The sequence below is a fragment of the Periweissella ghanensis genome (genome assembly GCF_918814755.1).
Classification (GTDB): Bacteria; Bacillota; Bacilli; order Lactobacillales; family Lactobacillaceae; genus Periweissella; species Periweissella ghanensis.
Map to the genome: position 1 here is coordinate 1 of NZ_CAKKNT010000003.1, position 13,364 is coordinate 13,364.

A 13,364-nucleotide genomic window follows, 5' to 3' on the forward strand; every position below is an offset into this window, starting at 1 on the left:
TTCGCTATGAATTACAAAAAAGCGACCAGCTCGAATTTCGAGCTAGTCGCTTAACCGAATAAACGGATTTATTCAATTTTTAGGTCCATCAGTACCATTTGACTTAGAACCTAAAAAAGACCAGGAAGTTAGCCTCCTGGTCTTTTTACAGCTCTATTCTATTCTATTCTTACCGCACAACCATAACGGTTACCGGTGCGTACTTGGCAATATAAGCCGCTTGGCTCCCCCAATATTTACCAAGGCCAGTTTTAGTTGCTGAACCGACAACAACGATATCTGGTTGTACATCAGGAATAACGTCTTTGACAATCGTTTCCCCAGGTTCACCTTCAGCTAAGACGACATGAACTTCCTTGACACCGGCATCAAGGGCTTGTTGTTTATAGTCTTCTAAGCGCCGTTCAATTGCTAGGCGCCGTTTAGCTAATTCATCTTTGTCTAATGCTTGGAAAACGTTAAGTTCATCGGTTTCAAACACGGTGACAATGTGTAATAGCGCATCATCTTCCAAAGCATGACTAACTGCTGCTAAAAATGCATACTGGGCATCAGCTGAATCATCGACCCCAACTAAAATATTTTTGTGTTTTGGTAATGCAAAATGTTCATCACTCATTATTAACTCCCCCTATAGTGCGTGAATAAATTGTTGAACGATACTTACAACTAATTGGAAATTTAAAATGGTCAACCCAATGGCTGAAATCCATGCCAATATGGAAATCCACAACGGATTAACATATTGACCCATGACTTTCTTTGAGCCGGTAAACCAGATTAATGGAATCATTGTAAATGGTAAGGCAATTGATAAGAAGACTTGTGAGTACACAAGCAAATTATCAAGCGCCCCTTCTGTACCACCCCACACAACAGCCGCAATGACCACCGGAATAACCGCAATTAAACGGGTAATTAACCGGCGGGCCCACATTGGGATTTTTAAGTGAATAAAACCTTCCATAACGATTTGCCCAGTTAAGGTTCCCGTAATGGTCGCATTTTGTCCGGATGCTAATAAAGCAACCGCGAACAAGGTTGATAAAATTGGTGAGGCGATTCCTTTAGCAATCTCGTTATTACTTAGTGCATGGTACAAATCCCCAAACGCTTGCAATTGATCACCGTGGCCGTAGAATAAGGCTGCTCCTAAAATTAATAACAACGCATTAACAATCGTTGCCCCAATTAATTGGATGTTTGAATCCCATGTACTAAAACGTACAGCAGCTTGGACTTCGGCTGGATCATCATGATTAACTGCCCGCGTTTGAGCAATTGAAGAGTGTAAATACAAGTTGTGCGGCATCACTGTGGCACCAATAATCCCTAAGGCCAATAATAATTGATCGTGGTGGAAAATTTGTGCTTGCGGGACAAGTCCGCCAGCAATTCCTGCAATACTTGGTTTTGAAAGTGCGACTAAGTAAATAAAGATGACAAATATCGTTGCTATTAATGTTACAACAATTGCTTCAATTTTGCGGAAACCGAGCTTGGTAAGCAGTAATAATAAAAAGACATCAAGAACCGTCAGCATAACCCCGCTAACTAAAGGAATATTGAATAATAGATTTAATGCAATTGCTCCCCCAATAACTTCAGCAATATCGGTTGCCATGATCGCTAACTCCGTCATAATCCAGAGCATAAAGCCAACTGATTTATTCGTGTGTTTACGCATCGCTTGTGCCAAGTCCATTTGGGTAACAATCCCTAACTTAGCGGCCATGTATTGCATAATCATGGCGATAATTCCTGAAATTACGACAACTGATAATAATAGATACCGATACTGAGCGCCTCCAACAATTGAGGTAATCCAGTTACCAGGATCCATGTATCCGACCGCCACTAAGGCCCCCGGACCACTAAAAGCAAATAATGTGCGCCAAAAGCCGGCGTTTTTGGGCACTGCAACCGTGCTATTTACTTCTTCCAGGCTGGCGCTACCAGCGGTTGAAGCAAACGCTAAATGAGTATCTTGTGTCATGAACTCCTCCTTCATGTGACAGGAGATTCCTAGTACGTGTCGACCAAAGCTCGTCGCCTTGCAATCTAATGCGTTTCGTGAACATTCGTTGCATAACCAAACCTACTCTGAGTTCGACAAACTAAGATCTCCTTCAGGGTTTTATTTGCGCTAAGTCAATCACTTAGCAGCCTAATTATAACCACGTAGATTGTAAAATGTCAAGTTTTTTATTATTATTAAAATTGATATAAATGCCCTTTCATTTGCATATGTGTTGTGATTTTATTATTCGCTGTTAAATAAATTTTTCCATAATGCAAAAACTATTTGTAATCTTACATAACCCTTAATATACTTAATGCAAGTTTTAGAATATTCAAAGTTGTGGTTTTATGTTATTGTCAGTGATAATTTAGGAGCAAATGCTATGAACATTTTTTTAAGTTTCCCTTCCCCGAATATCCACTTATTGATTCGCTTAGGAATGATGAAATATCAACATGTCATGTCTGATTTTACGGGCCTATCAACGACTACCTTATTAATTGCACCTTCCCACCTTGGCGCTGAATATGCCTTTATCATTGATCAACGTTATCCAACGCCATGTCATATTAAAACTAATGTTGCCCAATTATTGGGCCGACATGAATATCACAATTTTGCACAGTTAAATCAATATTTGTTAAAAGAAAGTAACTGGGCTTATCAAAGTGCGCGCCTTGCGTTTGCCACTCCAAGTGTGATGTTAATCCCGCTTACCGCTAGTGGTGGCAGTAGTCCCGCAATTTGGATTAGTCCCTTATTGATTGAGCAAATCAGTGAAGCTACTACGGAAACGACGCTACAGATTGTAATTTTATTAACCAACTATGGCTTTAGTGGTCAAATCAAAATTAGTACCGCCTATCCCTTAACTTGCCAAATGATTAGTGAAGCAGTTATTTTACATGAATATTGGATTAATACGTTTATTGCGCAATTACCCGTGGCCAGCCACCATATTCAAACGCAAGTTAATCCATTTAAACAACTATCCCCTCGGCTTAAACACCAATTAATGCCCTTTCGACAATCGTTTTATCAAGTGGCTCATGCTGATTTTACTAGATTGCAGGCAGTCCGAGCCGATGCGCTATTAACGACGTATCGTGATTCAATTTTAAACGAAGCCGAAAATGGCTACATAAATGATGGGCTTAAACATCAAATGCATAACATCATCAAAAAAGTTAACCGAAATCAATGTCGGCAACGTTGGAAAATCACTGACAACTAATGTCATCGACACGTAATTTGACACCTTTTTTGCAATCGCTTACAATGATGCCAAACCAACAGATTAATCATATTAATAAGCAACTAATAATTAAGGAGCATTTTTATATGAAAGCAAATATTAAATGGTGGCAAAAGGCCGTTGTATATCAAATCTATCCGCGTTCATTTCAAGACTCTAATGGGGATGGGATTGGCGATTTAGCAGGTATTAAGCAACACTTAGATTACTTACAGGAACTAGGCATTGATGTGATTTGGCTTAATCCCATTTATGCTTCACCTAATATTGATAACGGCTACGATATTGCGGATTACTTAGCTATCAATCCGGAATTTGGCGATATGGCGCTTTTTGAAAGCTTGTTGACGGAAGCGCATGATCGGGGCATTAAAATTGTCATGGATTTAGTCGTTAATCACTCATCAGATCAGCATGCGTGGTTTGTTGAAAGCCGAACTAATACAACTAATCCCAAGCGTGATTACTACATTTGGCGTGACCCTGTCGATGGTCATGCACCAAATAACTGGGGCTCATTTTTCTCTGGGCCGGCATGGACATTTGACGAAACGACTGGTCAATATTACCTACACTTATTTGTACCAGGGCAGCCAGATTTGAATTGGCAAAATCCCGATGTACGCAATGCCGTCTATACGATGATGAATTGGTGGGTTGATAAGGGAATTGATGGTTTTCGAATGGATGTAATTTCATTAATTTCTAAACCAGCCGGCCTCCCCGATGGCCCTGTCCCAAGCGGTGGCACATACGGCGATGCCAATCAAGCGGTTGCTAATGGGCCACATGTGCATCAATATTTACAAGAAATGCGGGCCCGGGTGCTTAATAATGCCGACTTAATGACCGTTGGCGAAACGGCTGGCGTGGATATTGCCAATGCTAAAAAGTATGCGGCCAATGATGAATCGGAATTGAATATGATTTTTCAATTTGAGCATATGGCCCTAGATGATAACCCCAACCCAGCTCTAGGCAAATGGAATGACCAAAAAGTTGATTTGGTGAAGTTAAAAGCCAATTTATCAAAATGGCAAACGCAGCTCGCGGGTCACGCATGGAACTCCTTGTATTGGAATAATCATGACCAACCTCGGGCAGTTAGTCGGTACGGGACGATACCGATGAATACCGTGTCGTGTCCGCTAAAATGTTGGCCACGTTATTACATGGCATGCAAGGTACGCCGTATATTTATCAAGGTGAAGAAATCGGTATGACCAATGCTTATAATCTTGACCGGGCCGATTTTAATGATATCGAAATTAAAAATGCCTACCAATACTTGGTTGAAACCGATCACTTAGTAGACGCCCCAACTTTTTTGAAATATGTTCATGCCAAAGGCCGCGATAACGCCCGCACCCCTATGCAATGGAATGCCAATGATCAAGCAGGCTTTACAACTGGTACACCATGGTTAAAGGTTAACGATAATTATCCCAATATTAATGTCGCAGCTGCACTGGCTGATCCAGATTCAATTTTTTATCACTACCAAAAACTAATTGAATTACGCCATACCCTACCGATTATCACAACTGGTGAATATTTCTTGCTCGATCCCGATGATGCGCAAGTCTATGCTTACAAACGGCTTGGGGCGACTGAAGAATTACTGGTGGTCTGTAATTTTACGGATGCAGGTCAGATTCGGTTGTACCCAATGCCCGAGGAAGCCGAGTTATTAATTAGTAACTATTTGGATGACCAATATGAATTATTACGTCCATTTGAAGCAAAAATCTATCGGTATGCAACACCTAAAATTAACCCATAATAAAAGACCGTGAGCCTGACTCACGGTCTTTTATTATCGATATCCAATGCTAGTTGCCCATAGTGCTGCCCCAACAATGGCGATGAGATGCACATATTTATAGCGGGCTAAAATTGCTAAGTATTCCCGAATTAACGCATCAAACCAAAAATGCCGCCGTGTTTTGGCCCCAATACCATTAATCAAGAGGCCATTATCAAGAGCATGCACACTGGCACGAAAGACGTGATACCCGCTAGTTACAAAAATCCCGCGATTTAGGGCGATACCTTTTGTGACTAATAGCTGTTTAGCAAAAGCCATATTTTCAAAAGTATTTCGGGAGGTAGTTTCTGTTAACAGATACGCTGGCGGAAAACCTTGTTGCAGTGCATAATTTGCCATGGCAACCGCCTCAGGTAATTCTTCATCATTACCCTGTCCACCGGCCATCATAACTAATGGGTATTTACCAGTCAATTGATATTGACGGTGAGCAAATGCTAAGCCCTTTTGAACGCGATGGGCTAGAATGGGTGAAACAATTTTGCCGTTCGTTAAGCCGGCCCCTAAAATCAAGACATATTCTTTGTCATACCGCGGCTGAACCAAGTAATAGGTCAAAATGGCAAACAGTAACAGTGTAAGCCAAATGATGACATACCCGCCGATTATTTTTTCAAAAGCAAGGAGCACCTGATCCAATTTTGGGGGCAACCAGGCTTTACTAATCGTGATTAGCAATGGCGCAAGCCCCACAACAATTCCTAAGCTTAATAATAAGTTATGTTGCAACGTCCGTGCTGATTGATACCACAAGCCCACCGCCTGGAATATTAGTAACAGTAATAAACCAAGCTCACAAAGCCCACCCACTACTAGCAGACTAATACCGAGCCATTTACTTAGGCTAATTAGTAGCGCTAAATGTAAGCTTAACGCGGTATCAATAATACTTAGCGCAAAACTCGCGATTCCCAAAGCCACAATTAGGCTACTAAACAATGACATGGGCCGATATTTAAACCACCAATATAGGCCCATCCCAATGCTAACTGTTACTAACCACACACCACCGAGCGAATATAGTATGCCAGTATTTTGACTTCCAAACACAATAACTTCCTCTAATCGTTTTACTATCAATAATCATAACATTGTCGCGCAAAACTTGCATATTGTTATTGGAATTTGCAAAAAATGTAAGTACTTAACGATAATTGTTCAACCACGGTATCAAGGTTACATCCACTAAAGCGAAGGTAATAATAAGCCCTAACACAATTAGATGGACCTTTTTGTGGCGGGCTAAAATGGCGACAAACTCACGAATCAAGGCATTAAATAAAAAGTATAAGCGGGTTTTTGCTCCAATCCCATTAATCCGTAAGCCATTATCGAAGGCAAAAATCCCGGCACGGAAAACATGGTAATCACTAGTTACAAATAGGCCCTTCGTAATATCAAAACCGTGAGCAAGAATTTTTTCTTTTGAAAACTGCATATTTTCAGTGGTCGTCTTTGACTGATCCTCAACAATGATTTGTGTTTCAGGAAAACCGACAGATCGGGCATAGTTGGCCATCGCAACCCCTTCCGGAATCGTTTCATCCCCACCTTGACCACCTGACATAATTACATATGGGTACATCCCGGTTTTAGCATATTGATGGTTGGCAAAATCCAAGCCCCGTTGGACGCGTCTTTTAAGTAGTGGTGAGATTTGATCACCATTCAATAGCCCGGCCCCGAGGACAATTAAATATGCTTTATCGTGTTTAGGCCGAATAAACCGATAGATAAAAAATGATAAGCCATAGCATACTAACCATGCCATTAAATAAAAGAAAATCATGCCTTCAATGTCAATTAAGAACCGATATAATAAATGTGGTAAAGTATTGCGGAGTAAATTTAACACCAGTGGTGAAACTAAAACATAAACTCCTAATAGTAAGGTTAAGGAATTAGCAAGCGAATGCTGTTCTCGTCGCCACACAACCGCTGCATTCCATAATAATAAAATCCCGATAAAGTAGCTTAAAATGGCAATAATTATCGCAATCCCAATTAAAACTGCAAAAATAATTCCTAATAATACCAACCAGTTAAGATAGCCAGTTGTTAAAATAATTGCCCCTAAAATACTACCAACAGTTGCAATTAGTAACACCCCATTAAAAAGTGAAATTGGTCTTCTTTTAAAGAATAAAATTAAAGCAATCATAAAAATACATGCAACTACCCAACTAAGTATGACGACGGATATTGCTATATTTTGACTAGATATGTTCATCATAATCTCCCTTTTTTCTAATTAATACACTTACCATTAATAATAGCATTATTAACTATCAATTTCGCTGATTCGGGGTCATTATATGCAAAAGACGCCGCGGTCATTAAATTTCACTGACGCGACGTCTTTAATCGACTTATTATTCAGTTCAAAGTACCAACATATTTTCTCGGGATACTTAAGCTTACATCACCAGCATCCGTACTGGCGTGGACACCAGATATTGTGGGAGGCCGCATTTCCTGACTAGACATAGTTAGCCATTATTTGGTACTTGAACTGTCACTCGCAGTCTGTTGCTCGGCGATGTCATCTTCAACGAGTACTTTATCCGTAAACCCTTTGAGTTGCTTGTTAGAAAAATTGGTATTCAAGTAGTTGATGATGGTCGGCATTTTGACGGTGGCAACTTCTTCACCAGTAGCTGTATAGTATTTCGCGGTGGTTTGGTTATCACCGGCAACGGCAAAGTATGGTTGGCCATGTTTACCCGTGGCTAAATGATATAGCGTCAACTCATCACTGGGTTGGCTTTTAACAAATTTAACGCCATGTTCAAACGACAGTGGCTTGAAATCAGCACTATTAACCCGATGAATGCCATACGATAATAAAGCCATTGCCATAAGTTGATCATCATGTTGAAGCTTTGCGTGCGTCAATGTCCCCTTTTGAATATCAATACTAGGCTTGTTGGGTGCGGTAACGTTTTCCTTTAAGTACCCTTCACCTAGGATAACGCCCCCAACCGCTAATATTAACACGGCTAAGCTTCCTAGAATTAAATGATGTTTACGTGTTTTCATCTGCAAATCCCCCCTGATTTATGAAATATCACCAATAATAGGTTACTATGCGCTAAGTCAAAAAACAAAAGATGTGCTTAAACCAAAAATCTCGTAGCACTATATGCTACGAGATTTTTAGGTGCGTTAAATTAATAGTAGCTAAATTGGGCTTCAGCTTCTTCGCGCAATTCAATGTTAATTCCCAGACTTTGTAGATTTCCAACTAAATTTTCATAACCACGGAATAAGTGCTTAACATCGTGCAACCGAGTTTCACCCGTTGAGCCCAGTGCGGCAAATAATAAGCATGTCCCCGCCCGAACATCCCGACAATTAACATCAGCATCCCCGACTAAATCGCGGTATTGATTGCCATGAATAAAAGCAATGTTATTTTGACGCCCTAGTTGCACGCCCATTTTGGCAAGTTCTTCGACATGGCTAAAGCGATTGTAATAGACATTATCTTGGACGGAACTAGGTGTGTTGGCATATAGCATCAATGCAGTCAGTGGCTGTTGTAAATCGGTTGCAAATAACGGGTACATCCCAGTCACTAAGCGCATGCCGTTAATTGCATTGACTTTGCGGGCAGTAATACCGGTATCAGTACGCGTAATTTCAAGGCCCATATCTTCAAGGGCAAACAATACACTATTTAAGTGTTCTGGAATAGCATTGGTGACGGTGATTTCTCCACCCAAAATCCCTGGTAACATCAAAAATGAACCCGCAATCAAGCGATCGGGGATGACGGTGTATTTAACTTCTTTAGTGGCCGCTTGTGGGTTGGGCGTAATTGTAATGGTATCTGTACCAGCTCCGACAATGTGATGGCCCATCAAGTTTAAGAAATTAGCGACATCAACCACTTCAGGGTCACTTGCACAATTGGTCAGCGTGGTACTGCCACTTGCTAAGGTTGCAATCAACATCAAATTAATCGTGGCTCCAGATGTAACCACTTCAAAGTGAAATTCTGTCCCAACTAAGTTATCCGCATAAACCGTGTAGTGACTACCGGCTTCTTCAATCCGGGCACCTAACTTTTTCATGCCTTTAAAGTGTTGGTCAATTGGGCGGGAACCAAAGTCATCCCCCCCGGGATATGATAATGAGACTTTTTTAAATTTTTTAAGTAACGCCGCGATGAAATAATATGACGCCCGAAAATCAGCCGTCAGTGCGTAATCGAGCACATAATCGCTAGCTAAGCGGGCATCAACATAAAATCCCTGGCCTTCACGGTACGTCAAAATCCCGACTTTGGTGAGCATCGCTTCAATTAAGCGAAAATCACGTAAATCGGGTACATTATTTAATTGGACTAATTGATCATTCAAACAAGCAGCCGCGACTAATGCTAAAGCACTATTTTTGGAACCTTGAATAGCGATTTTACCGTTAATCGCTGGTGATTTTTTAATAGCAATATATTGATTTTCTTGCATGGATAACCCCTATCTTTTGGTTTCATCTAATCAATCTCGTGTTAACGTCCCCCGATTAATCAACACGTTGCGATAGTGGCAAACCGCGTAACGTTGTTGCCTCTATTATAGTTAATTATTAAGAAAATGTATAGTTATCTGCCGAGTACGTAAAAATAGGTTTCCAGAAGAATGTTCTTCCAGAAACCTATGCATGTAATTTGGTATTAGCCGAGTGCCAGTGGAATACCGATAATCAGTAAGACTATCCCAAAAACGATACTGCTCCAAAGGCCCATTAAACTAAAAGCGGATGTGTTTTGATTACCTTGGTGTTTAATTAGTTTAAAATACTGCCGAGCAAAATAAAATTCACCAAGACCAATAATAATCGCCACGATACCGGCGATATGTTCAAACATAATGGCGCTCCCTTCAATTAAGATTTTCTTAATCAAGTCTTTCTCAACGATTAGTATAACCCTTTTTTTAGTTGATAGCTAACCAAAACACGACTAATCACGCTTATGTTTGAGTTTGAGTGCTAACCAACTAAAGCCGGCCACTAGCAAACCAATTAAACCAATAATGGTTAACTTAGCACCATTTTGTTGATCGGTTTTAGGTAAAGTGGTTGCTTGGTGATTAATTGGTGTGGTGGTGTTATTTACTGGCAATGGATTCACAACCGGCTTAGGTGTCACCACGTGGATAACTGGCTTAGGAGTTGGTTTAGGCAATGGATTTGGTTTAGGGGTTGGCTTGACATTATCAGAAGCATTCTTCTGGTAAATATAAGTCACCGTTTGCGCCGCATCAGTAAATTGACCAGTTGGTGAACCAACGACCTTTAGGAACTTGTAACCAGCAATTAGTTGTTCGTTAGTAGTATATGCTGCATCAATATTCCCGTTCAAGACGACATCTGGGGCAATTGTGTTCCCTTGCGCATCTTGATAATGCACAGTTACCGGTTTACCGGCTACTACTGTAGTAGCACGTTGATAAACAAAAGTTACTGATTGCGCATCATCGCCAAGCATCCCAGTTGGTTGGCCAATGACTTTGACAAAATTAAAATCGGGGATGTTCTTTTGTTCAGCAGCATAAGTGTCCCCAACATGACCGGTAAAACTAATATCAGTAGCTAATGTCTTCCCATTTTCATCTTGGTAGTGCACTGTCACGGGTTGAGCGACTTTAGCATAGACGTATGTGACCGTTTGCGCATCATCGCTGAAAGTACCATTTGCATTACCGGTTACTTTTTGAAAATCATACCCGGCAAATGTTTTTTGTTCGGTAGTGTATTTATCACCAACATTACCATTTAGAGTCACGGGTGCTGCAATTTGCTTGCCTGTAGCATCTTGGTATTTCACAGTGACTGGTTGACCAATTTTATCGTAAACATACGTAACATTTATTGGGTCACTGCCATTTTTGGTTAGGGTAACTTGCTTAGTATTATCGGTAGCTCGTAACACATACCCTGGAATTTCCTTAGGCGTTGGTAAGGTATAGACATCGCCAACGTGTAGTTTTGTGTCAATGCTATCGGCATCAGCAATTTTATTACCCGCCCCATCCACATAGTTAACCGTTACTGGTTGGGCAAAGCGTTTGTATGAAATGGTGTAGGTGTGACCAATCAAAATCTTATCTGGATTATTAGTAAAGGCATCAGTAGTTGTTAAAATCGCACTAGCTGGAATTGGTTGACCATCCATAAGGAGTGTTGATAAGTCGACAGAACTATCTTTACTCAAAACATCCCAGTTTTTAATAAAGCCCAAACTATATGGTTCAAAACTGCGGTCAGTGTGCGTTTTGGTATCGATAATCGTATTCGGTTCATCGGCAGCCACTAAATTAAAAGTATCGCGGACTTTTGGTTCAAACATGGTCATCGTCCGTTGGATGCCAGGATAGACAATTCCACGTAGATATTGATCGGCGCCTTGAATCCCGACTGACGCTGCTGAAAATTGGTGATAACTTGAACCTGCATTAAATTTGACAGTCCCATCTCCGGCACCAACGTAAAGGACATCATTAGCTGCATCAGCATCGGTATTGGCATTCATCACAATTTGATTAATACCTGAATCACGCGTTGGTGTTGCAATAATTAGATTTAGATAACTTTTATCGAAGTCACCAATATTAGTAATATATGTTCCTTCAGTTGGCGTAATTTGATAAACTTTACGTCCTGTATTCGTATCCGCCAATTGAGATAAGGCTAAATTACCATGAATTTTTGCTGATGTAACATAATCGGCTAGCGCTTGCTTAAAGTTGGCCATACGATCTGCATCATCCGTCCCCGCTACAGTCACACCATTAGGGAGGACAATATACATCCGGCCAAGGTAGTAGCTAGCTTCTTCACTGTACAAACGTAAATGGAAGTTTGCCGTCCCGTTATAAGCGGCATACTTATTGTTTAATTCAACGTACATGTTTGATAAATGAATTGGTGTATCTTTACTTGGTGCATTCGGATCATCAGTTGGTTGCACTGGTGTATCGGTAGCAGCTTTTAAAACCGGTTTAGCTTTAGCAACTGGTGCTGGACTCTTAGTAAGGACTTTGACGTCTTTTGCATCAGCGACCTTGGCGGGTGCTGTTACTTGAGTGCTAGCCGTACTAGCTGCCACAGATGCTGGTGCCGGACTTGCTTGCACTGGCGCTGCCGAACTTGCCGGTGTACCACTAGTTACGGTTGATGCAGCACTTTGGGTAGCTGCACTACTAGTTGGACTTGGTGCAGTGCTTTGGGTAGGTGCATTATTAGTTGGACTTGGTGCAGTGCTTTGGGTAGGTGCATTATTAGTTGTATCATGTGTGTCAGTTGACGTTGCTGTCGAACTAACCTTCGTTATTTGAGTAGTTGGCGCAATGTTGCTTGCTGTTGGTGTATCAGCATGTGCGGTTGTACTTACCCCCATAAGTACAATTGTTCCAGTGAAAGCCACGCTAGCAATGACCCATTGTTTACCACTTTTGTACATTTTAAAATAGCGTTTTTGTTCCATAATTAATCACCCCATTATTCTTAAATAGTAAAATAGATTACTACCAACGATATAATAGCATTATTATAGAATTTAAAATAATAATTGGTTTTAGATTAAGAAATTTAAATTCACCAAAAAAGCTCGCCTCATTTGAGGTGAGCTTTTATAATTTTTTATTTCATCACACGATTGAAGTCAAGATCCTTACCATGGTGACGGTTGCCGATTAGGTTACGGAAAAATGGTGTGACCCAGTAATCCAACCCAATCTTAGCTGAGTTAAATCCACCAAGTAAAATAATGAATTCTAAAATAATGTAAGTTGGGTTGATTGAAACCGTGCCAGCTAGTAAGTAAGCAAAGTTCAAAAATAGTCCAAAGAACGCCGCTAATAATGTTAAAGTTCCAAAGAGTAACCCTAGACCGACTAATAATTCCCCCCAAGAAACAAGGAATGAGAACATAGCGGTGTGAGCCCCATTACCAGTCATAAGCTTGAGAAAAGCCGTGTACCATGGAAAAGCAAACCCGGTTGGTGATTGAACTGGATGGGCAATGGCATTGTTAATGAACCCATGGGCCGAGAATTGACTAGTGATCTTTTGAAAACCATCGATGGTCCAATTATACCCGAGCCAAACGCGAATAATGGTTAAAAGCGCTGTGCAAACTTTGTTGGTCCGTAAGAAGTTGATAATCATAATGAGGTCCTCATTTCTTGTGAAGTGATTATTTGTTATCTATTTCACAATTATCATAATCCTTACTTATTGAAAGTGCAACC

10 protein-coding genes and 1 pseudogene are annotated in these 13,364 nt (G+C 40.7%); 2 read left to right on the forward strand and 9 right to left on the reverse strand.

Annotated elements, in window-relative coordinates; translation table 11 throughout:
• Positions 1–169 precede the first annotated feature (169 nt).
• A complete protein-coding gene (locus LQZ76_RS01700) occupies positions 170–619 on the reverse strand; it encodes a universal stress protein (protein WP_230098037.1) in 450 nt (149 codons plus the stop codon).
• A 12-nt stretch (positions 620–631) separates the two neighbouring features.
• Positions 632–1,996 (reverse strand): Nramp family divalent metal transporter, encoded by a 1,365-nt coding sequence (locus LQZ76_RS01705; RefSeq protein ID WP_230098038.1) that lies wholly within the window; start codon positions 1,994–1,996, stop codon positions 632–634.
• A gap of 409 nt (positions 1,997–2,405) precedes the next feature.
• On the opposite strand from LQZ76_RS01705, the gene LQZ76_RS01710 reads away from it, so the two are divergent.
• Complete coding sequence (locus LQZ76_RS01710; protein ID WP_230098039.1) at positions 2,406–3,257, forward strand: hypothetical protein; 852 nt, start codon at positions 2,406–2,408, stop codon at positions 3,255–3,257.
• 107 nt (positions 3,258–3,364) lie between these two features.
• Positions 3,365–5,061: pseudogene (locus LQZ76_RS01715) on the forward strand (glycoside hydrolase family 13 protein).
• Between the two features lie 33 nt (positions 5,062–5,094).
• Here LQZ76_RS01715 and LQZ76_RS01720 read toward each other — a convergent pair.
• The 7 genes from LQZ76_RS01720 to LQZ76_RS01750 form a co-directional block, all read right to left on the reverse strand.
• Positions 5,095–6,186 carry a YdcF family protein gene (locus LQZ76_RS01720; protein ID WP_230098040.1) on the reverse strand — a complete coding sequence of 364 codons (1,092 nt, stop codon included), beginning with the start codon at positions 6,184–6,186 and terminating at the stop codon, positions 5,095–5,097.
• Positions 6,187–6,250: 64 nt separating this feature from the next.
• Positions 6,251–7,267, reverse strand: coding sequence for a YdcF family protein (locus LQZ76_RS01725; RefSeq protein WP_230098041.1), 1,017 nt, complete (start codon positions 7,265–7,267; stop codon positions 6,251–6,253).
• 335 nt (positions 7,268–7,602) lie between these two features.
• Entirely contained in the window at positions 7,603–8,145 is a 543-nt protein-coding gene (locus LQZ76_RS01730) for a hypothetical protein (protein ID WP_230098042.1), read from the reverse strand.
• A gap of 131 nt (positions 8,146–8,276) precedes the next feature.
• Positions 8,277–9,578 (reverse strand): UDP-N-acetylglucosamine 1-carboxyvinyltransferase, encoded by a 1,302-nt coding sequence (locus LQZ76_RS01735; protein WP_230098043.1) that lies wholly within the window; start codon positions 9,576–9,578, stop codon positions 8,277–8,279.
• A gap of 206 nt (positions 9,579–9,784) precedes the next feature.
• Positions 9,785–9,979: an immunity protein gene (locus LQZ76_RS01740; RefSeq protein WP_230098044.1), complete on the reverse strand. Its 195-nt coding sequence runs from the start codon at positions 9,977–9,979 to the stop codon at positions 9,785–9,787.
• 93 nt (positions 9,980–10,072) lie between these two features.
• On the reverse strand, positions 10,073–12,598 hold the full coding sequence (locus LQZ76_RS01745) for a MucBP domain-containing protein (protein ID WP_230098045.1): 2,526 nt from the start codon (positions 12,596–12,598) through the stop codon (positions 10,073–10,075).
• A gap of 155 nt (positions 12,599–12,753) precedes the next feature.
• On the reverse strand, positions 12,754–13,278 hold the full coding sequence (locus LQZ76_RS01750; protein WP_230098154.1) for a DoxX family membrane protein: 525 nt from the start codon (positions 13,276–13,278) through the stop codon (positions 12,754–12,756).
• Between the last annotated feature and the right edge of the window lie 86 nt (positions 13,279–13,364).